Here is a 22128-nt window from a genome sequence, read left to right as displayed (position 1 = left end):
TCCAACTAGAACTAGCAGGCGCCCTGGTCGCGCCAGACGCCCCACTCACCCGTGGTGCCGGGCTCCTCGTTCTGCGTCCACCACTGGGCCTTCCACTTGCGGCCCTTGTGCGACACCTCGTTGCCACCGTTGTAGATCTTGCCGGTCTCCCACGCGGGCAGCGCGCAGGTCGGCGGGTTCGAGGTGGTCGTCGTCGTGGTGGTGGTCGTCGTGGACGAAGACGTCGGCGGGTTGCCGTCGCCGATCCGCGGGTGGTCGGCCGAGATGGCGTACGACTGACCGCCGAACGTGAACACGAAGTTCGACGGCGTCGAGATCGGCAGCTGGTAGCTGACCGTCAGCTCGATCGACGCGCCGGGAGCCAGCGACTGCCACGACGGCAGCGTGAGCTCCGCCTTCTGGAAGTCGCCCTTCAGGCCACCGACGTTCGGGCCGCTGTGGCCCTTCGACACGATCTTCAGCCCGAACCCGGACTGGTCGGCCATGGTGCCGGGCGCGCTGGTGCCGTAGTCGAACGCGATCTTCGTGCCACCGGGGATGGTGACGGTCGAGCGGTTCGTGAACTTGATCTTCGGCGTGATCGGGTAGTTGTTGTCGCCCAAGGCGAAGCCGTGGACGTCCACGTCGACCGCCAGCGACTGGGTCTGCTGGGACGAGGCCTTCAAGGCACCGTAGGGAGCGGCGCCGTTCAGGCCGGTGTTGATGGTCGACAGCAGCGTGTCGCCGATGAAGTACTCCTTCTTGACGGAGTCGTACCGGTAGTCGCCGGCGAGCTCCCAGATCATGATGCCGCCGAGGCCCTTGTCCTTGACGTACTTGGCCTTCTCCGCGATCGACTGCTCGGTCTCGGTGGAGAGGAACACCTTCTTGTCGTTGTTCCACAGCCACGGCGACTTCAGCGTCGAGTCGTAGTACGGCGTGTACGTGCCGGTCAGGCGGTCCGTCGGGTCGTTGACCGGGTCGAGGCCGTACTGCGAGGAGTACGACCCGGTGATCTTGGATTCGAGGTTCTTGGTGTGCCACAACGGGTTCACGCCGGACGGCACCTCGGCGCCACCGGCGGTGACGTCGTGCCAGATGTTGTCGATGCCGGCCGCGCCGTTGCCGCACGGCGTGGTCGAGCCGACCGCGGAACCGGTGCCGGGCGGGCACTGCGACTGGTTCGGCAGCGCCGCCTTGCCCCACAACCCGTTCGTGCCACCGGTGACGCCCTGCCAGCCGCGCGAGTAGAACGGCACACCGATGTTGATGCGTCCGGCCTGCATGGCGCCGCGGTAGTAGTGGTACGCCCAGTCCGTGTTGAGGTAACCCATGCCCTCGTACTGCGGCGCCGTGTACACGCCACCGGCCGAGAGCTCGCCGTCCTTGCCGTCGTCGTAGAGCGCGGCGTTCGGGCCGACGAAGTGGTTCCACGAACCGTGCAGGTCGTAGCTCATGACGTTGAGGTAGTCGAGGTACTTGACGACCTGGTACGCCTCCTGGCCGCGCAGCAGCCAGCCCGAGGCGGGCACGGCGGCGGTCAACATGTAGTGCTTGCCGTCGGCGGCACCGGCGCGGTCGAGCTTCTCCCGCAGCGTCTTCATGATCGCCTGGTAGCCGGCCCACAGGGAGCCGCGGTTGGCGTTGGAGATCCAGAAGTCGTCCGGGTTGCCCGCGTGGTTGTTCGACGTCGCGTACTCGTAGTCGATGTCCGCGCCGTTGAAGCCGTACTGGCGCAGGAAACCGACGACGCTGTCAGCGAACGTGTCGATCGCGGCCTGGTTCTGGCCGAGCTTGTAGAAGCCGCCGGACGCGTTGCGCGTGCCGTCGGCGTTGAAGAAGCCACCGGTCTCCGCCCAGCCGCCGACGGAGATCAGCGTCTTGACGTTCGGGTTCTGCTTCTTGAACTTCGTGAGCTGGTTGAAGTGCCCCTTGTAGGGCAGCGACGGGTCCATCTCGGCGCCAGGGACGCCCGGCCACTCCATCCCGATCGACGAGTTGCCGGCGTCGTTCGCACCGACCGAGATCTTGTTCTGCGCGTCGATGTGCGCGAACGCGTAGTTCAGGTGCGTGACCTTGTTCCAGGGGATGTCCTTGGCGAGGTAGGCCGGCTGGTTGTTCTTGCCGGTCCGCCAGCTGGTGAAGTACCCGATCACGCGGCGGGACTTGTCGGACCCCATGTTCTCGCGGCCGGACGTGTCGTAGACGGTGCAGTAGGGCACGTCGACGCCCGGCGTCTTGTACAGCCCGTCCGGCCGGCAGTCCTCGTGGGCTGCGGCTGCGATGGGCGCGTTGGTCACAGCTATCACGGTCCCGGCTAGCAGTGCTAGCACCGGGACCACTCTGGCGAGCAGTCGCAAGGGAAGGACCTCCTGGCTAGGGCGGCGGCCACTGCCCGGAACCGTAAAATGGTCCAGACCTTTGCGTCAATCCCTTGATCACTGACATCGGTTGACAGGGATAGCGATCTAGCGTCACCGGCATGAGCGCGAGCGACTTCGATTTCCTGCACGGACAGTGGCGAGTGGCCAACCGCAAGATCGACGACATCATCGGGCGCGGCACCGCGTGGACCGAGTTCGAGGCATCGGCCGAGGCCAGGCCACTGCTGGGCGGTGCGGCGATCATCGACAGCTTCTTCGCCGACGGATGGGAGGGCATGACGCTGCGTCAGTACGACCCCGCCGCGGACGTCTGGCGCATCTGGTGGGCCTCGACCCGCGCTCCCGGCCACCTCGACCCGCCACTGGAGGGCCGGTTCACCGACGGGCACGGGGTGTTCTTCGGCGACGACGTGGTCGGCGGGCACGAGGTGAAGGTGCGGTTCGACTGGACACCGGGCGCGGAGCCGGTCTGGGAGCAGTCGTTCTCCTACGACGGCGGCGAGACCTGGGAGAAGAACTGGACCATGCGGTTCAGCCCCGCGAGCTGACCGTACAAGGAACTTGCAAGCCGCCGGCGGCACGCTGGACTCATCAACCAATTGGGGAGGTTGTTTTGTTCAGAATGAAAACCGCGGCCGCACTGGGGCTCACGGCGGCCGCACTCGTACTGGGCGTGGGCGCCGCAGCGGCGGCCACGGGTGACGACGAAGGCCAGGGGACGCGCGTGACCTCGGAACAGCCGGAGGCGACGAAGCCGCCGACGCTGGTGGCGGCCCCCGACGGCAAGGACCAGTAGGCGACCAAGGATCAGTAGGCGAAAGGGCCGGGGAGATCTCCCCGGCCCTTTTCGGGTCAGTGGTGGTGCTGGTGGACGACCGCGTGGCCCTTGCCGCGCCCGATCATCCAGCGGTTCACCGGCACCGTCACCACGAACGCGACGACCAGCGAGAACGCCAGCGCCGCCCAGAACAGCCAGCTGGCGAGGCCCGCCTCCATCGCGCCGGGGACGAGCAGCATCACCGCGTTGTCGACGATCTCCATCACCGCGATCGAGACCGTGTCCGCCGCCAGCGCCACGCCCAGGGCCGCCTTGAACGCGAGACCCGACCTCAGCACCGGGCGGATGGTCAGCGAGTAGCCGAACACGAACGCGAGCACCACGGCCAGCGCGATCGTGGCGAGGTTTCCCCAGCCCAGCGCCGTGCCGATGACCATGCCGAGCACCTCGCCGATCGCGCAGCCGGTGAGGCATGCAGCGTCGCGGAGATCGCCTGCCGGGTCAGACCGGCGGGAGCGTGGTCCATCTCGCCCTCCTTCAGAGTCGAGCCGACTATACCCCTAGGGGGTACTCGTATCGAGCCGCGCTCCGGGTATGGCGTGCCACATGACGAGGCGCCGGCTCACCCAGTGGGTGTTGCTGTGGGCGCTCGTCTTCGCTGTCGCGGCGCCCCCGAGCGATACGCCGCTGAGCACGCCTCAACGTCCACCACCGGGCGGAAGATCGCTCCTCACGACCCTCTGCCTGCTGCGGAACTGAGTTCGTCAGTCCACTCAGCACTGTCCACAAACGCAGAGAGAAGCAAACCCTTGAAGAAGTCCCTCATCCGTCCCGCAGCACCAACGAGAAGGTCCGCGGCCTCGCCGAGCGCGTCGAGAAGGCGCAGGACCCGGAGATCACTCAGATGAACGAGTGGCTCAAGCAGTGGGGTGCGACCACGAAGCAGAGCCACGAAGGCCACGACCTGGCAGGGATGATGAGCGACGACGACATGGCGAAGCTGGAGAGCTCCAGCGGGCCCGGGTTCGACCGCCGGTGGCTGGACATGATGATCAAGCACGGGGCCGGCGCGATCCGGCCCCGTGCCATCATTACGACATGAGGCTCACGTTCGCGGTCATCCCCACCCACGACCGCCCGGCCGAGCTGCGGCAGACCATCGAAAGTCTCGCTCTCCCGCCAGAGCGGGTCCTGGTGATCGACAACGCGAGCACCCCACCTGTGGCCGACGTCGCCGCGCACGTCGTTCGCGACGAGGAACAGCCGCCGAACATCAGCCGGTTGTGGAACATCGGCCTGAACTGGGCGCACGAGCAGGCCGCCGGCGAGAAGTACGCGGTGGCCGTGCTGAACGACGATCTGGTGCTGCCACCGGGTTTCCTGGCCGCGATGGTAGGCGCGCTGGACCGTTACGGCGCCGCGATCGCCTACCCGGACCGGTCCGGTGACAACGCCGACTGGCACAACACCGAGCAGGGCCCGGTGCTGAAGGTCGACCGGATGACCGGGTACGCGTTCGTGGTCGACGGCGAGGCGAACCTGCGCGCGGACGAACGGTTCCGCTGGTGGTACGGCGACGACGACCTGGAGTGGCAGGCGCAGGCGGCGGGCGGCACGGTCCGCGTCGGCGGCGTGACCGTGGAACACCTGTACAGCAACGTTTCCACGTACGAGGACCCGACGCTGGTCGCGCAGACCGAAGTGGACGCTCAGTCGTTCATCGCGAAGTGGGGCCGCCCGTCCTGGCTCTTCCCCACCACCACTAGCTGATCTGGGTCAGCGCCAGCCCGCCGGCCATCAGCACCGCGCACGCCAGCCCGTGCACGACGGGGTTTCGAACCAGCAGCGCCACGAACTCCCGCAGGAACGCGCTCGGCACGAAGTACCAGGCCGTCGGCGCGCCGATGACCTGCAACCGCAACCCCTGCTTGCGCGACAGCACGGCGGTGCGGAACACGTGGTAGTTGTTCGTGACGGCGACGACCCGGCCGTTGAGACCGCGTTCGGCGAGCAACTCCTTGCTGTAGCGGAGGTTCTCCTCGGTCGTGGTCGCCTGGTCCTCCAGCACCACGTCGTCGTCGGGCACATCGCGTTCGAGCAGGTACTGCCGCATCGCGAAGGCCTCGGAGACGTCCTCGTCGGCGCCCTGCCCGCCCGACACGACGATCACCGGCGACCGTCCGGCGGCGAGATCCCGCTTGTAGAGCCGCAGCGCGCGGTCGAGCCGAGAGGCCAGCAGCGGCGGCACCCGCGAACCGACCAATCCCGCGCCCAGCACGACAATGCCGTCGAACCCGTGGCGGCGCCCGGTGCGACCGTAGATCACCGAGTACAGCAACAGGCTCACGAACAAGAACGCGATGTAGGCCGACACCAGGAACAGGCCGATCGCGCTGCCGCGGACCCAGTCGTTGGGCTGGCTGATGCCCCACGCGAAGTAGACCATCTCGCCGAGCAACGCCAGACCGGCGAGCAACGACAAGAGGTTGCCCAGCGACCTGCCCTCACGGCGGACCATCACCATGCCGTTGGCCAGCAACGCCAGCGGGAGCAGCAACAGGCCGACCACGGCCAGCATGAACGCCAGCAGCAGCGGCAGGCTCAGCACGGGGTTGTCCCGCCCGGCCTCCGCCAGCAACAGCAGCAACATCACCAGCGCGATGCCGAGCCAGACGGCGTTGCTCAGCCTGCGGCGGTCACGAACAATCCCGTAAACGAAGAAGACAGCAGGGATGAGGAACAGCACGGCGGCGAGCACCGGCCAAGGGTAGTACCGGTGATCACTCCGCGCCGTCGGACTCCGGAACCGGCTCGGCGGCGGGCTTCGGCCGCGGCCTCAACCGAACCGCGCCCGCGGTCAGGTCGAGCGGACCGGTCTCCTCGTAGTCCTCACCGGTGCCGGCGTCCGTCGCCTCGCGGCGGACCTTGGGTCCCGGGAACAACTCACCCAACTGTCCCATGTCCTCGACATTACCCTCAGAACAGAGCGATGAGCAGCACGATGACGGCGATCGCGACCACGATCGGGATCAGGAAGCCACCGGACGGCCTGCGGTAGTGGCTGCGGACCGTGGTGGTGCGGAACCAGCTGTACGGAGCGCTGCGGCGGTGCCGGCGAACCCAGGGCATTTCTCCTCCTGACGAGAGTGGCTGTCACCTCGGGATTACCCGGTCCTGAGGCGCTCAAGCACTCCATTCAGCCCATCTGCCGCCACCACCGCGTCACCGATGTCGTTGCCGTACAGCACTTCGTGCCACGGTCCGAGCTGGTGCCAGATCAAGGCCCGCTCCCGCAGCTCGTCCGTCACCCCGTAGGCCGACGCGAGCGCTTGAGCGAACACGGGCGGGGTGGAGTTCAGCGCCCAGGCCAGATCGATCGCCGCGTCCCCGACGTGCAGGTCGCCGAAGTCGATCACGCCGGTGAGCACGCCGTCACGGCCGAGCACGTGTTCCGGTCCCAGATCGCCGTGCACGAGCGTGTCCGCGGGCAGTCCGCCGATCTTGGCCAGCAGCGCGTCACCGCCAGGAACCCGCACCTCCGCGCGGAACCTGTCGATCGGCAACGGCATCGGCCCGACGCCTCGCTCAGCGGCCTCCGCGACCGGCACCGCGTGCAGTGCCCGCAGGAACTCCCCCAGCTGCCGGCCCTGCACCGCGGTCAACGACGCGAGTTCGCCCGGCACCAGCGCGTGCCGCACGACCACAGGCTCCTCGGACACGACCTCCGGAACCGGCACGGGCAACGGCAACCGGGGCGCGAGCCAGGGCATCACCGCCGCCTCGCGCAGCAACTGCGGGCCGATCTCCGGACGGCGCGGACGCCGCACCACCCACCCGTCGACCAGCTCCGCCGTGCTGTCCCAGCCCTCACCGAGGTACGTCACAGCGTTGCCAGGAACGATCGCGCGTCCGAAGCGACCTTCGCCTGGCCGCGGTCCTCCGCCGCCCGCAGCGCTTCTCGTGCCGTGTCAACGGAACGGGTGATGCGCGCACGGGCCAGCAACGCGCGTGAGTGGTCCATGAAGCTGTCGGTCTCGCGGATCGTGGTGAGCACCTCGTCGATCAGCTCGACGGATCCCGTGGCCTGGGCGAGCAGGACCGACGCGGTGATCACGCCGGGTTCGTAGCCGATCTTGCGCCCGAGCTCGACCGCGTCGCCCGCGTGTCGCCCCGCCTTCTCCGGCTCCAGCACGGCCATCGCGACCAGGCAGTCGATCCGCGACTTGGGGTGCTCGGCGTCGCGCGAGACCTCGAAGCAGCGCCTGGCCGCGGTCAGGCCCTCGTCGAACTCGCCGCGTTCGGCACGGATGCGGGCGAGGCTCGCCAGTGCGTTCGCGAGGGCTCGCGGATGGTCCTCCTCGGTGTGCAGGCGGACTGACTCGAGACTCGCGTCCAGCGCCCTGTCCAGCTCGCCCAGCTCGAAGTAGGCGACGGACAGGTTGTCCAGGACGAGCGCGCGCTGGTTGCTCATGCCGTGTCGCGCGCAGACCTCGTACGCCTGCTCGATGTACTGCGCCGCCTCGCGCAGCTCTCCCCTGGCGCCGTGGGAGATGCCGAGGTTCATCAGCGTGCTGGCCGCCGCGCGTTCGTCACCGATCTGCCGGCGCAGCGCGAGCGCCTCGATGAGCTGGGCACGCGCCTGCGCGACCTCGCCCAGCTCCAGGTGCACGAGCCCGAAGTTGTTCCTGATCGTCGCGATCGGGCCGGGATCGTCCGCCTGCTCCAGCGCCGCCCGGTAGTGGTCCAGCGCGTCGCGGTACTCGCCGCGCCCCCACGCCGACATGCCCAGCCCGAACAACGCCGCACACTGCCCCGCCCGGTCACCCGCCGCCCGTGCCGCCCGCAGCCCGGCCTGGAACACCAGCGCCTTCTCGATCTCGAACCGCCCGGTGTGCAGGTAGATCCGCACGACGTCGGCGAGCTGCTGCGCGTACGGCGACGGCGCGGCGAGCACGGCCGCGACCAGGTTGGCGTGCTCCTCCTCCAGCCACGCCGCGGCGTCCTCCCTGCCCTCGAACTCGAGGCATGCCCCGCTCAGGTCGGGGTCGGTGATCAAGCCCAACTCGGCGATCACCTTGCCGATGGCGTTGTAGGCCGTCGTCAAGTACCACGAGTAACCGTGGAGCAACCGGGCCCGGTCGTCGTCGTCCGCGGCGTCAGCAGCAAACAGCCTGATGAGGTCGTGCAGCTGATAGCGTCCGCCAACGTGGTCGACGAGCCCGGCCCGCACCAGCTCGTCGAGCTGCGCGTCGGGATCACTCCCCGCGAGCGCCGTGACCGCGTCGATCCCGATGTCCGCGCCGGGAGGCAGCCCGAGCAGCCGGAACACCCGCTTCGCCGCACTGCTCAACGCCCGGTAGGACAGCTCGAACGTGGCCCGCACAGCCGTGTCACCGTCGATCTCCAGCACGGTCAGGCGATCACCGCGCAGCTCGTCGAGGTAGTCCTCGATGTGCCCGTACGCCACGTTCGCCCCCGCGATGCGCAACGCGAGCGGCAGGTGCGCGCACAGCCGTACGAGCTCGGTGCGTTCCTCGTCAGTGCCCTCGACACGCATGCTGACCAGCAGCTCGTGCGCCGCGTCGTCGCCCAGCACGTCGAGCCGCAACTGCCCGGGCAGGTCGTGCCGGCTGGTGAGGATCGCGAGGCACCCCGGCTGGTTCGGCACCAGCGGCTCGACCATGTCCTCGACGACGTTGTCGAGCACGACCAGCACCCGTTTGCCGTCGAGCTTCTTCCGGTACAGGTCGACCTGGGCGTCGAGGCTCGCCGGAATCGCGGCCTGCGGCACCCCGAGCGCCTTGAGGAACCTGCTCAGCGCCTGCTCCGGCGTGACGGGTGACCCAGCCGCGAACGCTCGCAGGTTCACGTAAAGCTGCCCGTCGAAGTACCGCTCCCGCAACCGATGCGCGAGCCTCACCGCGAGCGCGGTCTTGCCCACGCCCGGTGCGCCGGTGATCGCGATGACGCCTTCCTGACGTTCGAGGCGCTCCAGCTCGTCCTCGCGGCCCACGAAGTCCGGCAGGTCCGCCGGGAGCTGGCACGGCCCCGGTGTGCGGACCTTGAGGCGGTAGCCGGACGCGTCGGTGACGATCTCGTCCGGAATGGACCTGCGGAGGCGCTTGACCAGGGTGCGCAGCGCCGGGAGCGGGCCTGTCGGTGGGGTGTCGCCCCAGACCTCGCGGATCAGGTCGGCGAACAGCACGGGCTGGTTGGGGTGCGCGGCGAGTGCCCGGTGCAGCGCACGAAGTCGTCCCTCTTGTGTTGCGGCCACCGGCCCGATAGTAGGTGCGGCACGGCCCAGGTCGAGCGCGCTCCCGCCCGCGTCGGCCACCCTCGGGTGAACCGGCGGGACTGCGGGCAGAATTCGTGGATGGCCGCCACCGTCTCCTCGAAGCTGCTGTCGTTGCTCGGCACCTTCGACACCCGCCACCGCCGCCAGACGCTCAGCGGCATCGCGCGGCGCAGCGGGTTGCCGATCAGCACCGCGCACCGGTTGCTGGCCGAGCTGCTCGAGTGGGGTGCGGTGCGGCGGCTGGAGTCCGGGGAGTACGTCATCGGGCGGCGGATCTGGCGGCTCGGCCTGCTGGCAGCCGGCGAGGTGGATCTGAGCCGGGTCGCGGAGCCGTTTCTGCACGACATCCACGCTGCTACGCGGGCCGTGGTGCATCTGGCCGTGCGGGAGGGGACCGAGGTGCTCTACCTCGACCGGGTGTCGGGGCATGCGTCCGTGCCGATCGTGAGTTCCACCGGCAGCAGGTTGCCGTTGCACTCGACCGGGGTCGGGAAGGTGTTGCTCGCGCACGCGCCGGCGGAGGTGCAGGAGGAGGTGCTCACGCACGGGCTGACGCGGGTCACGGCGTACACGGTCACGGAGCCTGGGCGGATGCGGGCGCAGTTGCATCGCATCCGGCGCGACGGGTACGCGCAGACGTTCGAGGAGATGACGCTCGGCGCGTGCAGCGTCGGGGTGCCGGTCGAGGTGGACGGTCACGTGGTGGCGGCGCTCGGGATCGTGGTACCGGACCTGCGCAACATTCGCGCGCGGCTGGTGGCGGCGTTGCAGGTGGCGGCGCGGGGCATCGGCCGGACGCTGGAGTCGGGTTTCCATCCACCGGAACCCGGACCTGGATGATTCCGGAGAACAACGATTGAATCCTCAACCGTGGCAAGCGAGAAGCGTCAGTTGTTCATCGGCGGCGAAAGCGTTCCCGCGCTGGACGGCCGCACCACCGATGATCTCAACCCGTACACGGGTGAGGTCCATGCCGTAGTGGCCGCTGGTAGCGCAGCGGACGTCACACGGGCCGTCGACGCGGCTCAGGAGGCGTTCGCGCAGTGGTCGGCGACCACGCCGTCGCAGCGGCGCGGCATCCTGCTCAAGGCCGCGGACGACCTGGAGACCCGGACGTCCGAGGTCGTGAACCTCATGGCGAACGAGGTCGGCGGCGTCGGCGGCTGGGCGGGGTTCAACGTCATGCTGGCGGCGAACGTCCTGCGCGAGGCGGCCGCGGCGGTCACCCAGCCCATCGGCGAGGTGCTGACGACGGAAACGCCGGGTCAGCTGTCGCTCGCGATCCGCGAACCGCTCGGCGTCGTCGCGGCGTTCGCGCCGTGGAACGCCCCGGTCATCCTGAGCACGCGAGCCGTCGCCGCGCCGCTGGCCGCCGGCAACACGGTGGTGCTCAAGTCGAGTGAGGACGCGCCGATCTCGGCCGGGCTGTTCATCGCCGACGTGCTGCACGAGGCCGGGTTGCCGGCGGGTGTGCTCAACGTCGTGACGAACGCACCCGAGGACGCCGCCGTGGTGGCGGAGGCGCTGATCACCGACCCGCGCGTGCGCGCCGTGAACTTCACCGGCTCCACCGAGGTCGGCAGGATCGTCGGAACGCTCGCCGCGCAACACCTCAAGCCCGCCGTGCTGGAGCTCGGCGGCAAGAACTCGCTGCTGGTCCTCGACGACGCCGACCTCGACCACGCGGTCGACGCGGCGACGTTCGGCGCCTTCCACAACGCCGGCCAGATCTGCATGTCGACCGATCGCATCCTGGTGCACCAGGCGGTGGCCGAGGAGTTCACCGCGAAGCTCGCCGCCAAGGTCGGCTCACTGCCGCACGGCGATCCCGCCGACCCCGGCACCGTCATCGGCCCGGTGATCAACCCGCGCTCCGCCGAACGCGTGGCGGCGCTCGTGGCCGAGGCGGTCGGCGAGGGCGCGCAGGTCAGGGCGGGCGGCAACGGGAGCGCGACCGTGCTGGACGGCGTGACCCCGCGGATGCGCATCTTCCAGGAGGAGATCTTCGGCCCGGCCGTCATCGTCGTCCCGGTCGCCGACGACGACGAGGCCGTGGCCGTCGCCAACGACACCGAGCACGGACTCACCGCGGGCATCCTCACCGAGGACTCCCGCCGCGGCCTGGCGCTGGCGCAACGCATCCGCACCGGCATCGTGCACGTCGGCAACCAGACGGTGGACGACGAGCCGCAGGCGCCCTTCGGTGGCGTGAAGTCCAGCGGTTACGGCAGGTTCGGCGGCCGGTGGGGGCTCGAGGCCTTCTCGGCGACGAGGTGGGTCACCATCGCCGGAGGCCACGGCCACTTCCCGTTCTAGTGGCGTGGCCTCCGGCGATGGTGCCGTGCGAATTCGTGGTCAGACTGCCGCGAGGCGTCCTGCTGAGCGTGAATTCACCGCCACCGTTTCGGGTCACGCCGCTAGACCCGCTTCGTGCGCGACGATCGCCGCCTGCACCCGGTTCTCCGCCCCGAGCCGGGTCAGGATGGCGCTCACGTGCCCCTTGACGGTGCCCTCGACCAGGTCGAGCCGCCGCGCGATCTGCGCGTTCGACAGCCCTTTCCCCAGCAACGCCAGCACGTCCCGTTCCCGCGCGGTCAGCGACTCCACGCGGGCCCTGGCCTCGCTGACCCGCCCGCCGCGGAACCGGCTGATCATCCGCGCCGCCACCTTGGGCGCCAGGTAGGCGCCACCGGAGGCCAGCGCGTGCACGCCCGCGATCAGTTCGCGCGGATCGCCTGACTTCAGCAGGAATCCGCGCGCGCCGCCGTCCAGCGCCTGCTCCAGGTAGCCGTCGTCGTTGAACGTCGTCAGCATCGCCACGCCGAACCCCAGGCGCGCCAGCTCCTTCGCCGCACCCAGCCCGTCGAGGCGAGGCATCCGGACGTCCAGCAGCACCACGTCCGGCCGGTGCTTCAACGCCAGCTCGATCGCCTCGCGCCCGTCCGCCGCCTCCGCGACGACCTCGATCGACGGATCCGAGCCGAGGATTGCGCGCACCCCGGCACGCACCATCGCCTCGTCGTCAGCGAGCAGAACGCGGATCACGACTCCCCCGAGTGCGGCAGCGTGGCGACCAGCTCGAACCTTCCGCCACCACGGCTGACCCGCAGCGTACCTCCCGCGATCCGCACCCGTTCGCGCAACGCGACCAGGCCCAGCCGGCTCCCCGCGCCCCTCCGCAACCCGACGTCGTTGGCGGCCTCGACCACCGTTGTCGCATCAGCCGTGGCCACCTTCAACGACACCACAGACTTCGGTGCGTGCTTGGCGGCGTTGGTCAACGCCTCCTGCACCAGCCGATGCACGGTCGGCTCCACAGTGGACGGCACCACACCCTCCACAGCGAACTCGACACGCAACCCGGCCGCCACCGCGCGATCGACGAGGTCCCGCAGACCCGGCCCGGCAGGCGGATCGCCGTCGCGGAGCAGGAACACCAGGTCCGCGAGCCGTTCCGTCGCACCGGCCGCCGACACGCGAAGCTGAGCCGCGGCCGCCTGGTGCTCGGCGGGCAGCGTCATCTCCAATGCCCCCGCCCGCAACGCCAGCAAACTCAGCTCGTGCCCCAGGATGTCGTGGACCTCGTGCGCGATCCGAGTGCGTTCGCGCAGGTGAGCGGCCTCGACTCCCGCCGCGGCCAGCGCCGCCTGCTGATGCCCGACGCGCCCGAGGAACCACGGCAGCGCCACCGCGAGACCCACCAGGAACAGGCCGATGAGCCCGCCGAAGACTCCCGCCGTGAACACCAGAGCGGGCCACCAGGAAGCAGTGCGGCGCCCGAGCAGGAAGGAGACCACGAACAAGGGCACCCACACCGCGACCGTCCACGGCGGAACGTTCTTCTGCATGAAGAAGGACACGGCGACAGCAGCAGCAACGCATGCCGCGAGCGCAGCCGTCCTCATCGCCGCCACCTCACCACTGCAACGCTGATGTTCATCACGCTGGACACGGCCAACCACACCACAAGCGGCAAAGAATAGTGCGCCAGTTGGAAGAACGTGATGTCCCGCCCACCGCCGTACAGCAACCCCAGCAACGTGGGCAACGCCAGCAGCACACCCAGCGGCACGAACCGCAACACCTGCCACGCCTTGTGGAACCTCCGCGACCGCCGCAACGCACGAAGCCCCAGTCCCAACGACAACAACGTCAGCGCGGCCAGCACCAGATCCGTCAGCAGCCGGTACGACGACGGCTCAGCAGGCGCCTTGCCGTCGAGGATCTCGGCGATGCCGTTCTCCAACGCATAGGTGCCCTCGTTGCCGAGCGTGATCCCGCTGTTGGCCATCACCACGATCCCGTAGCCGGACGAAGTCAGCAGCTGACCAGCGGTGCTGGTGAACCAGATCCCGCTGTGCCGCAGCTGCCCCTGCGAGTCGGCCTCCCAGCCCATCCCGTCCTGCGGCGCCAAAGTCTTCTGGGCCAACGTCTTTTGGGCCACCAACCACTTCGCCATGTCCGCGGCCGTGGTGATCACACCATCGGAGCCGGCGACGAACCGATCCGGCTCGGTCAACGCAACAGAGAACCCGTAGGCGTACCCGTAGCCACGGCGGTAGTCCGGCGGCAGATCGCGCGGCGTCACGTCGATCGCGACCGTGTCCCGCATGCCCAACGGCTCGAAAACGTGCTTCCGCAGGTATTCACCGAACTTCTCGCCCGAAGCCAGCTCGACCAGCCGTGCGGCCAGGTGGTAGTTGGTGTTCGTGTAGCGGAACTGGCCGTCGGGCACGGCCGAGCGCAGGGCCTCCTGAGCGCGCTCCACCGCCTCGGCCGGGCTCGAGGGCTGCGGCAGGCTCTTCTCCGCCAACGTGCGGTCGCTGATCCCCGACGTGTGACTGAGCAGCTGCCGCGTAGTGACCTGGGAGTCGAACACCGGCCGGTCCAGGTCGATCCTGCCGGCGTCGGCCAGCTGCCGGACGGCCAGCGCCGTGAACGACTTGCTGACCGACGCGATCGCCATCTTCGTGTCCGCCGTGATCGGCGCGCCGCTCGAGTCGTGGCCGTAGCCCTCGACCGCGATCACCTGATCCCCCTTGGTGATCGCCACCGCGACGCCAGGAATCGACGCCTCGCCCAGGTACGTGGACACAAAGAGCGTGAGTGCTGCTCCCCAGATGTTCATGGGAGAGAACGTAAAGAGCGCGGACCGCGAAAACCCGGCCCGAAAGACAGAGCGGACCCCCGACGAAAGTCAGGGGTCCGGTCAGGACAACCAGCCGATCAGTGATTCGCGGCCATCTCCGCCGCCAGCCTGTCGTCACCGCTCTGCTCCTTGAGCGGCTTCTCCTTGATGAACACCACCGCCAGCAGCGCCAGCACCGCGAACGGCGCGCCCACCAGGAAGATCTCCGCGGTCGCCGTCGCGTAGATGTCGGCGATCACGGCCTTGACCTCGGGCGGCAGCACCGAGATGTCCGGCACGCTGTTGCCACCGTCTCCGCCACCCGTCGGGCCGAACTTCTCCGCGGCCAGCGAGCTGACCTTGCTGGCCAGCACCGCGCCCAGCGCCGAGACGCCGATCGCGCCGCCCAGCGAGCGGAAGAAGGTCAGCGTCGAGGTCGTCGCGCCCAGGTCCTTGGCAGGCACGTCGTTCTGCGCCGCCAGAACCAGGTTCTGCATCATCAGGCCTACGCCGACGCCGAGCACGAACATGTCCACGGAGACCATGAACACCGTCGTGGTCGCGGTGATCGTGGACAGCAGCAGCATGCCGCCGACCATGACCACGCCACCGGAGACCAGGAAGGCCTTCCACTTGCCGTACTTGGTGATCAGCTGACCGGCGACCGTGGACGAGATCAGCAGGCCGAAGATCAGCGGCAGACCGAGCAGGCCCGCCTGGGTCGGCGTCTTGCCGAGCGCCAGCTGGAAGTACTGCGAGAGGAACACCGTGCCACCGAACATCGCGACACCGACCAGGGCGCTCGCGACGGTCGCCAGCGAGACCGTGCGGTTGCGGAAGATCGACAGCGGCACGATCGGGTCGTGCGCGGTGGCCTCGACGCGGACGGCCGCGACCAGCAGCAGCACTCCCAGCGACACCAGGCCCGCGGTCCAGCCCGACGCCCACTCGAACTTCTGGCCGGCCAGCGAGGACCAGATCAGCAGCGTCGAGACGCCGGACACGATCAGGAACGCGCCCAGGTAGTCGATCTTCGTGTCCCTCTTCCGCACGACCGGCAGGTGCAGCGTGCGCTGGAGCAGGTAGATCGCGGCGAGGGAGAACGGGATGCCGATGAAGAAGCACCAGCGCCAGCCCAGCCACGAGGTGTCGACCAGCAGGCCGCCGATCAGCGGGCCCGCCACGGTGCCGACGCCGAACACCGCGCCGAACATGCCGGAGTACTTGCCGAGCTCACGCGGCGGGATCATCGCGGCCATCACGACCGTCGCGAGCGCCGTGACGCCACCGGCGCCCACGCCCTGCACCACGCGACTGACGATGAGCATCTCGATGTTCTGCGAGAAACCCGCGATCAGCGAGCCGACCACGAACAGGCCCAGCGACGCCTGGATCAGCAGCTTGCGGTTGTAGAGGTCGGCGAGCTTGCCCCACAGCGGCACGGTCGCGGTCATCGCCAGCAGTTCGGTCGTCACGATCCAGGCGAAGATCGACTGCGAGCCCTTCAGCTCGGCGACGATGCGCGGCAGCGCGTTCGACACGATGGTGCTCGCGAGGATCGAGACGAACATGCCGAGCATCAGGCCCCACATGGCCTGGACGACGTCGCGTTTGCTGTGGACCGGTGTCACTTCTGCTTCGGTGGTCATGATCCCCCTTCGTGGTGATGCGGTACGTGAGCCAGCCCCGTGCCGAACAGGTCCAGTGCCTCGCTGACCAGGTCACCCAACGCGACGTTGTCGTCGAGCGCCCAGCGCGTTACCGCACAACGGAACGCGGTGCTGCCGGCGGCCACCAGCAGGCGCGGGTACAGGTGGGACTCAGGCAGCCCTGCCCGTTTCCCCACCGCGTTCGCGAGCAGTTGCTCGGACTCCGCGCTGTTGGCGAACGCGCGGACCAGCAGGTCCGGGCGCTGCATCAGCACTTCCTTGCGCAGCAGCCACAGGTCGCGGGCGCTGTTCAGCTCGTCGGTGATCTCAGCGAGCACCGACTGCCGGTACGCCTCGAACGGCGTGACCTCGTCCGCGGCGGCGAGGATGCGCTCGGCCATGCGCGGACCCGCCTCGGGGTCCGCGCCGATGAGCGCCTCGTCCTTGCTCGCGAAGTAGTTGAAGAAGGTGCGCATCGAGACGTCTGCCTCGGCGGCGATCTCCTCCACGGTGACGTGGTCGTAGCCCCTCTCGGCGGCGAGTCGCACGGTCGCCCGCTCGAGCGCGGCACGCGTGCGGCGCTTCTTGCGGTCGCGCAGGCTCTCCCCCGGCTGGTTCACCTGACCAGGATAGAGCTCTTTTTGCAGTCACTGCAAGTTTGCAGTGTGTGAAGTACGCCTCGCTGAAAGTAGCTATGACCAGGGCGTCTTGGGCTTCGCCTGGAGCTCGCCGTCGACGAAGAGGTCGACCTTCTCACTGAAGAAGCACGCCAGCCCAGCGATTTTCTGGCTCTCCGGCAGCGGCTCCCGGTAGATCCACACGAGGTCCTCGTGGACGACACCGTTCACCTCGACGGACCAGTAGGCGGCGGTCCCCTTGTACGGGCACTGCGTCCGCGTCTTCGAGGGTTTGAGCAGATCGAATCGAACGTCGCTCAAGGGCAGGTAGTACCGCGGTGGAAGGCTCGTCTCGAACAGGATCCGCGGCTGCGACGACGCGGCCAGCGTCACCCCGTCGAGCGCCACCCGCACGTGCCGTGAGCTGCCCAGGACGTCGACCCGCTTGTACGGGTCACGCGGGTGCACGTAGATGGGTTCGTCCTCTTCGAGCCACTCGTCCATCGCCCCGAACTCGAACCGGACGAGGTCCCGCAGCTCCTCGATCGGCGAGTCCGGGTAGGTCAGCGCCGCACCCTCGGCCGTGCCGCCGGCCGTGACGACGTCGTGCAGGACGCCGTCGCCCCTGCTCGGCGAGTGCCGGGTCTCCCCCGTCGGCTTCAGCTCGGCCCGCACGGCCGAAAGCGGCAGGTAGTAGGCCGGGTAGTGAGGGATCTCCCAGACCAGGCGCGGCGAGGTCGCGTCCGCGACCAGTTCGCCACCGAAGTACGCACGCACCCGCTTCGCCGAGTGCTCGACGCGCACCCGGCCACGCTGCTCGTTGCCCATGTCCCATACCAACACGGGACAGCCGGGCACGCTTCCCGCTCAGGCGTTCCCGTCGAACAGGCTCGTCACAGACCCGTCCTCGAAGACCTCCTGGATCGCCCGCGCGAGCAGCGGCGCGATGCCGAGCACGGTCAGGCCCTGGAACCGCTTCTCGTGCGGGATCGGCAGGGTGTCGGTGAGGATCACCTCGCGGGCCTTGCTGGCGATCAGCCGCTCGTACGCGTCGCCGGACAACACTCCGTGCGTGGCCACGAGGACGACGTCCTTCGCGCCCTGTTCCAGCAGCTGCCGCGCCGCCGTCGTGCTCGTCATCGCCGTGTCGATCATGTCGTCGACCACGATGCAGGTGCGGCCCTCGACGTCACCGACCACGCGGTTGGCCATAACCTCGTTGGGGCGCAACGGATCGCGCGTCTTGTGGATGAACGCGATCGGGCACCCGCCGAGCACGTCCGCCCACTTCTCGGCGAGCCTGGTGCGACCGGCGTCCGGCGACACGACCGCGAGGTTCTCGCCCCGGTAGTTGGCGCGGACGTGGTCGCTGAGCAGCCACATCGCGTGCAGGTGGTCGACGGGGCCGTCGAAGAAGCCCTGCGCCTGCGCGGTGTGCAGGTCGACGGTGACGATCCGGTCCGCGCCGGCGGTCTTGAACATGTCCGCGACCAGCCGGGCCGACACGGGTTCGCGTCCGGCGTACTTGCGGTCCTGCCGCGCGTACGGATAGGACGGCACGACCGCGGTGATCCGCTTGGCCGAGGCGCGTTTGAGGGCGTCGACCATCAGCAGCTGTTCCATCAGCCAGTCGTTGACCGGCGCGGTGTGGCTCTGCAGCACGAACGCGTCCGCGCCGCGCACCGACTCCTCGAACCTGACGAAGATCTCGCCGCTCGCGAAGTTGTAGGCCGCCTGCGGGGTGATGGCGACGCCGAGGTGCTTGGCCACGGCCTCCGCCAGGTCCGGGTGCGCCCGGCCGGAGAGCAGGATGAGCTGCCGCTTGGCGACGCCCCGTTTGCCGCTGACCATCGTCACGCTCCTGGTTCGTCCGGCGATGAACCCGATCGTTCAGCATTGCGACGACTTCCTGCAATGTCGTGTCCGGCCGGTGAGATTCCACGTTGCGGAGGAAATGTGCGTACTCCTATCGGGCACACCCACAGGTAGTCACGTAACAGGTGCGGAGTCGCACACTGGGTATAGATCGGCTGATCCGGATTCACCTCATGGGGTATGACCATGGTGATTTCTTGATCAGCGTGCTTGAGGGGTCAATGACCATGCCTACCCTCCTCGCATGCCCGAAGAGCAGGACTCGCCCGGACCGACACCTTCGGCCGCACCGCCATCGAGCCCGATCGTGATGAGCACGCCCATCCACGACCAGCTCGCGGACAGGCTGGGAGTTCGCCAAAAGCATCGACGGCCGGACTGACGGCGGATATGAACGGCGCATGCGTCTCGCATCGCTCGGCGCCGTGGTGGCCCTCGTCCTCGTGCCCGTTCCGGTCGCTCACGCGGTCCCGTCGATCGAATGGGCGACGTGCGGACCGGAGCGTCCCGGCTTCGAGTGCGCCACGTTCACCGTGCCGCTCGACCACGACCGTCCGCGTGGGGCGACCACCTCGATCGCGCTGACCCGCAAGCCCGCCACCGACCAGGCGCGGCGCATCGGCTCGTTGCTGTTCAACCCCGGCGGGCCCGGCGCGTCCGGTGTCGAGTACACCTGGGCCTGGGGCAACAGGATGTCCGCCGGCACGCAGGGCCGGTTCGACGTCGTGGGCTTCGACCCGCGCGGCATCGGCAGGTCGGATCCGTTGCGCTGCTTCGCGAACGACCAGGAGCGGGCGGCGTTCCTGGCGGCCGGGCCGGTCTTCCCGTACGAACCGGCGCGGGAACGGCCGTTCTTCGACCGGTACCGCTCGCTGGCCTCCAAGTGCGACAAGCCGATCGCACGGCACATGAGCACCGCCGACGTGGCCCGCGACCTGGATCTGCTGCGCCGCGCACTGGGCGACCGCAAGATCACCTACTTCGGCCATTCGTACGGCTCCTACCTCGGCACGACGTACGCGAACATGTTCCCGAACAACATCCGCGCGCTCGTGATCGACGGCGTGCTCAACCCCGAGCTCTGGTCGAGCGGGCGGCAGATCGAGTCGGACCGGGTGGCCGCGCGCAAGGTGCTCGACGAGTTCTTCCGGCTCTGCGACGAGGCCGCCTGCGCGTTCGGGCCCCAGTCGAAGCAACGGTGGCAGACGCTGCTGGCGTCGGTGCGCGCCAAGCCGATCACGCTCAACGGCGAGGTGTGGACCTACGACCGTGTGATCGAGTGGGGGCTCTTCGCCGGGTTCGCTTCCGAGAGCTGGACGGACGTCGCGGCCCTGCTGGACCAGCTGTCCGACGCGTCTTCTGCGGCGCCGGCTGCTTCTGAGCCGGTTTACGACAACTTCTTCGACGCGAACCTCGGCAACATGTGCGCGGACATCGAGTTCCCGCGCACGTTCGACGCGTACCGCGCGGTTTCCCGTTATGCCGCAGCGGGTTCGGAGTTCGGACCGTACTGGTGGTGGAGCACGAGCGCGTGTTCGGACTGGCCGGTGAACGAGGACCGCTACACGGGACCGTGGCGCGCCCGCACGTCCGCGCCCGTTCTGGTGGTGGGCACCTACTACGACGGTTCGACGGACTTCGCCGGCGCACAGGCCGTTGCCGAGCAGCTACCGAACAGCCGTTTGCTGGCGTACGCGGGTTGGGGACACATCGCGTACCGGCGCAATCAGTGCGCGATCGATTACATCCACGCGTATCTGCTCGACGGGTCGTTACCCGCAGTCGGGACGGTGTGCGCGGCGAACCCGAACCCGTTCCTGGACGCGGCGTCCCAGTTGGCCGAACGCGACTTTCGTCGGTCGACGGGGCCTGTCGCGAGCAGGTAGGAATGGCCCCTCTGCGGACAAGAGGGGAGCTTGTCGATGCGATTCACCGTGCTCGCCGCGGCAGCCGCGCTCATGATCACCGGTGCGCCCGTCGCGCTGGCCGACAACGGGGTGCCGCGGATCGACTGGCAGGCGTGCGGACCGGAACACCCCGGTTTCGAGTGCGCCTCGGTCAAGGTGCCGCTGGACTACGACAACCCGCGCGGCGCGACCACGACCGTGGCGCTGGCGCGCAAACCCGCGACGGACAAGGCCCACCGGATCGGGTCGTTGTTCCTCAACCCCGGTGGGCCGGGCGGGTCCGGCGTGAACTTCGCGCTCGGGGCCGGCAACACCCTGTCGGCGAACCTGCGGGGCCGGTTCGACATCGTCGGCTTCGACCCGCGCGGCATCGGCAAGTCGGACCCGTTGCACTGCTTCGCCAGTGAGGCGGACCTCGAGAAGTTCTTCGAGGGCGTGCCCGGCTTCCCGTACCAGGCGGCGCAGGAACGGCCGTACTACGACCGCTACCGCTCGCTCGGCCCGGAATGCCGTGACGACCAGAAGATCGCGCGGCACATGAGCACCGCGGACGTCGCGCGGGACATGGACCTGCTGCGCCGCGCCGTCGGTGACCGCAAGATCTCCTACCTGGGCTTCTCGTACGGCTCGTTCCTCGGCGCGACCTACGCGAACATGTTCCCGAACAACATCCGCGCGCTCGTCGTCGACGGCGTGCTCAACCCGGAGCTGTGGTCGAGCGGCCGGCAGATCGAGTCCGACCGGATCGCGACCAAGGAGGAGTTCCGCGAGCTCCTGCGCAACTGCGACGAGGCCGCGTGCGTCTTCGGGCCCCAGTCGGAGAAGCGCTGGGACGCGTTGCTGAAGTCGGTGAAGGCCAAGCCGATCCAGCTCGGCGACCAGCTGTTCACCTACGACGCGGTGATCAACGCCGCGATCGGCGCGATGTACTCGCCGAGCGACTGGCCGGACGCCGCGGCGCTGTTCGACCAGCTGTCCGACGCGGCTGGAAGTGCTGGTTCGGCGGGGCTTCCCGTTGCGGCGGAACCCGACTACGCCAACGGGTTCGACGCCTACAACGGCAACGTGTGCGCGGACATCGAGTTCCCGCGCGACTTCAACTCGTACCGGGCGACTTCCCGTTACGCCGCAGCGGGTTCGGAGTTCGGACCGGCGTGGTGGTGGGGCAACGCGGCGTGCGCGAACTGGCCGGTGAACCAGGACCGTTACGCCGGACCGTGGCGCACCCGCACGAACGCGCCGGTTCTCGTGGTGGGCAACTACTTCGACGGCGTAACGGACTACCGGGGCGCTCAGGCCGTGAACCGGCAGCTCGCCGGTAGCCGACTGCTCTCCTACGCGGGTTGGGGACACACGGCGTACCAGGTCAGCAAGTGCGCGACCGACCACACGAACGCGTACCTGCTCAACGGCACGCTGCCCCCGGTCGGGACCGTCTGCCCGGCGAACCCGAACCCGTTCCTGCCTTCGGCCGCAGCGGCCCCGGAACCGCTGTTCCAGCCCACCCGCCGGTAAC

At 68.9% G+C, this 22128-nt stretch carries 20 protein-coding genes and 2 pseudogenes; 8 read left to right on the top strand and 14 right to left on the bottom strand.

Annotated elements, in window-relative coordinates:
- Positions 1-11 precede the first annotated feature (11 nt).
- Positions 12-2288: a glycosyl hydrolase family 18 protein gene (locus tag SK803_RS07970; protein WP_406601500.1), complete on the bottom strand. Its 2277-nt coding sequence runs from the start codon at positions 2286-2288 to the stop codon at positions 12-14.
- Positions 2289-2461: 173 nt separating this feature from the next.
- Between SK803_RS07970 and SK803_RS07965 the strand changes: the two genes are divergently transcribed.
- Complete coding sequence (locus tag SK803_RS07965; RefSeq protein WP_319965152.1) at positions 2462-2911, top strand: hypothetical protein; 450 nt, start codon at positions 2462-2464, stop codon at positions 2909-2911.
- Between the two features lie 65 nt (positions 2912-2976).
- A complete protein-coding gene (locus SK803_RS07960; protein WP_319965151.1) occupies positions 2977-3159 on the top strand; it encodes a hypothetical protein in 183 nt (60 codons plus the stop codon).
- 56 nt (positions 3160-3215) lie between these two features.
- Here SK803_RS07960 and SK803_RS07955 read toward each other — a convergent pair.
- Positions 3216-3667 (bottom strand): annotated as a pseudogene (locus tag SK803_RS07955) (DUF4396 domain-containing protein).
- Positions 3668-3982: 315 nt separating this feature from the next.
- On the opposite strand from SK803_RS07955, the pseudogene SK803_RS07950 reads away from it, so the two are divergent.
- Both SK803_RS07950 and SK803_RS07945 read left to right on the top strand, forming a co-directional pair.
- A pseudogene (locus SK803_RS07950) lies at positions 3983-4243 on the top strand (DUF305 domain-containing protein); the annotation flags it as partial.
- Positions 4240-4911: a glycosyltransferase family 2 protein gene (locus tag SK803_RS07945; protein ID WP_319965150.1), complete on the top strand. Its 672-nt coding sequence runs from the start codon at positions 4240-4242 to the stop codon at positions 4909-4911. The pseudogene SK803_RS07950 and the gene SK803_RS07945, both read left to right, overlap by 4 nt.
- Here SK803_RS07945 and SK803_RS07940 read toward each other — a convergent pair.
- The 5 genes from SK803_RS07940 to SK803_RS07920 are packed head-to-tail and all read right to left on the bottom strand — an operon-like array spanning position 4904 to position 9415.
- Entirely contained in the window at positions 4904-5899 is a 996-nt protein-coding gene (locus tag SK803_RS07940; protein WP_319965149.1) for a YdcF family protein, read from the bottom strand. The two genes, SK803_RS07945 and SK803_RS07940, sit on opposite strands and share 8 nt — an antisense overlap.
- Before the next feature lie 22 nt (positions 5900-5921).
- Positions 5922-6101 carry a hypothetical protein gene (locus SK803_RS07935; protein WP_319965148.1) on the bottom strand — a complete coding sequence of 60 codons (180 nt, stop codon included), beginning with the start codon at positions 6099-6101 and terminating at the stop codon, positions 5922-5924.
- A 16-nt stretch (positions 6102-6117) separates the two neighbouring features.
- Positions 6118-6270 carry a hypothetical protein gene (locus SK803_RS07930; RefSeq protein WP_319965147.1) on the bottom strand — a complete coding sequence of 51 codons (153 nt, stop codon included), beginning with the start codon at positions 6268-6270 and terminating at the stop codon, positions 6118-6120.
- A 35-nt stretch (positions 6271-6305) separates the two neighbouring features.
- Positions 6306-7025: an aminoglycoside phosphotransferase family protein gene (locus SK803_RS07925; protein ID WP_319965146.1), complete on the bottom strand. Its 720-nt coding sequence runs from the start codon at positions 7023-7025 to the stop codon at positions 6306-6308.
- Complete coding sequence (locus tag SK803_RS07920) at positions 7022-9415, bottom strand: tetratricopeptide repeat protein (RefSeq protein WP_319965145.1); 2394 nt, start codon at positions 9413-9415, stop codon at positions 7022-7024. The genes SK803_RS07925 and SK803_RS07920 overlap by 4 nt, the downstream gene beginning before the upstream one ends.
- Before the next feature lie 99 nt (positions 9416-9514).
- On the opposite strand from SK803_RS07920, the gene SK803_RS07915 reads away from it, so the two are divergent.
- Positions 9515-10276 (top strand): IclR family transcriptional regulator, encoded by a 762-nt coding sequence (locus SK803_RS07915; protein WP_319965143.1) that lies wholly within the window; start codon positions 9515-9517, stop codon positions 10274-10276.
- A gap of 30 nt (positions 10277-10306) precedes the next feature.
- Positions 10307-11752 (top strand): aldehyde dehydrogenase family protein, encoded by a 1446-nt coding sequence (locus tag SK803_RS07910; protein WP_319965142.1) that lies wholly within the window; start codon positions 10307-10309, stop codon positions 11750-11752.
- 93 nt (positions 11753-11845) lie between these two features.
- On the opposite strand, the gene SK803_RS07905 is transcribed toward SK803_RS07910, so the two are convergent.
- The 7 genes from SK803_RS07905 to SK803_RS07875 all read right to left on the bottom strand — a co-directional run bounded on the left by SK803_RS07905 (position 11846) and on the right by SK803_RS07875 (position 18681).
- Positions 11846-12481 (bottom strand): response regulator transcription factor, encoded by a 636-nt coding sequence (locus tag SK803_RS07905; protein WP_319965141.1) that lies wholly within the window; start codon positions 12479-12481, stop codon positions 11846-11848.
- Positions 12478-13341, bottom strand: a complete 864-nt coding sequence (locus SK803_RS07900; RefSeq protein WP_319965140.1) for a sensor histidine kinase — start codon at positions 13339-13341, stop codon at positions 12478-12480. Before SK803_RS07900 ends, SK803_RS07905 begins: the two co-directional genes overlap by 4 nt.
- Entirely contained in the window at positions 13338-14564 is a 1227-nt protein-coding gene (locus SK803_RS07895; protein ID WP_319965139.1) for a serine hydrolase domain-containing protein, read from the bottom strand. Before SK803_RS07895 ends, SK803_RS07900 begins: the two co-directional genes overlap by 4 nt.
- A gap of 98 nt (positions 14565-14662) precedes the next feature.
- Positions 14663-16213, bottom strand: a complete 1551-nt coding sequence (locus tag SK803_RS07890) for an MFS transporter (protein ID WP_319965138.1) — start codon at positions 16211-16213, stop codon at positions 14663-14665.
- Entirely contained in the window at positions 16210-16833 is a 624-nt protein-coding gene (locus SK803_RS07885) for a TetR/AcrR family transcriptional regulator (protein WP_319965137.1), read from the bottom strand. Before SK803_RS07885 ends, SK803_RS07890 begins: the two co-directional genes overlap by 4 nt.
- A 72-nt stretch (positions 16834-16905) precedes the next feature.
- Positions 16906-17658: a DUF427 domain-containing protein gene (locus SK803_RS07880; RefSeq protein ID WP_319965136.1), complete on the bottom strand. Its 753-nt coding sequence runs from the start codon at positions 17656-17658 to the stop codon at positions 16906-16908.
- A 39-nt stretch (positions 17659-17697) separates the two neighbouring features.
- On the bottom strand, positions 17698-18681 hold the full coding sequence (locus SK803_RS07875; protein WP_319965135.1) for a ribose-phosphate diphosphokinase: 984 nt from the start codon (positions 18679-18681) through the stop codon (positions 17698-17700).
- Positions 18682-19106: 425 nt separating this feature from the next.
- On the opposite strand from SK803_RS07875, the gene SK803_RS07870 reads away from it, so the two are divergent.
- Entirely contained in the window at positions 19107-20591 is a 1485-nt protein-coding gene (locus SK803_RS07870) for an alpha/beta hydrolase (protein WP_319965134.1), read from the top strand.
- 36 nt (positions 20592-20627) lie between these two features.
- The gene (locus tag SK803_RS07865; protein ID WP_319965133.1) at positions 20628-22127 is read left to right on the top strand and encodes an alpha/beta hydrolase; all 1500 of its coding nucleotides are present in this window, start codon (positions 20628-20630) and stop codon (positions 22125-22127) included.
- Position 22128 lies beyond the last annotated feature (1 nt).

This window comes from Lentzea miocenica (assembly GCF_033949945.1).
GTDB classification, from domain to species: domain Bacteria; phylum Actinomycetota; class Actinomycetes; order Mycobacteriales; family Pseudonocardiaceae; genus Lentzea; species Lentzea miocenica.
Note: the sequence above shows the minus strand (reverse complement) of the source record. Positions and strands in the feature narration are given on the sequence as shown.

Coding starts and splice junctions, on each gene's coding strand:
- SK803_RS07965 (WP_319965152.1), top strand. CDS start 2,462: ATGAGCGCGAGCGACTTCGATTTCCTGCACGGACAGTGGCGAGTGGCC.
- SK803_RS07945 (WP_319965150.1), top strand. CDS start 4,240: ATGAGGCTCACGTTCGCGGTCATCCCCACCCACGACCGCCCGGCCGAG.
- SK803_RS07935 (WP_319965148.1), bottom strand. CDS start 6,101: ATGGGACAGTTGGGTGAGTTGTTCCCGGGACCCAAGGTCCGCCGCGAG.
- SK803_RS07930 (WP_319965147.1), bottom strand. CDS start 6,270: ATGCCCTGGGTTCGCCGGCACCGCCGCAGCGCTCCGTACAGCTGGTTC.
- SK803_RS07915 (WP_319965143.1), top strand. CDS start 9,515: ATGGCCGCCACCGTCTCCTCGAAGCTGCTGTCGTTGCTCGGCACCTTC.
- SK803_RS07900 (WP_319965140.1), bottom strand. CDS start 13,341: ATGAGGACGGCTGCGCTCGCGGCATGCGTTGCTGCTGCTGTCGCCGTG.
- SK803_RS07895 (WP_319965139.1), bottom strand. CDS start 14,564: ATGAACATCTGGGGAGCAGCACTCACGCTCTTTGTGTCCACGTACCTG.
- SK803_RS07890 (WP_319965138.1), bottom strand. CDS start 16,213: ATGACCACCGAAGCAGAAGTGACACCGGTCCACAGCAAACGCGACGTC.
- SK803_RS07880 (WP_319965136.1), bottom strand. CDS start 17,658: ATGGGCAACGAGCAGCGTGGCCGGGTGCGCGTCGAGCACTCGGCGAAG.
- SK803_RS07875 (WP_319965135.1), bottom strand. CDS start 18,681: ATGGTCAGCGGCAAACGGGGCGTCGCCAAGCGGCAGCTCATCCTGCTC.
- SK803_RS07870 (WP_319965134.1), top strand. CDS start 19,107: ATGCGTCTCGCATCGCTCGGCGCCGTGGTGGCCCTCGTCCTCGTGCCC.
- SK803_RS07865 (WP_319965133.1), top strand. CDS start 20,628: ATGCGATTCACCGTGCTCGCCGCGGCAGCCGCGCTCATGATCACCGGT.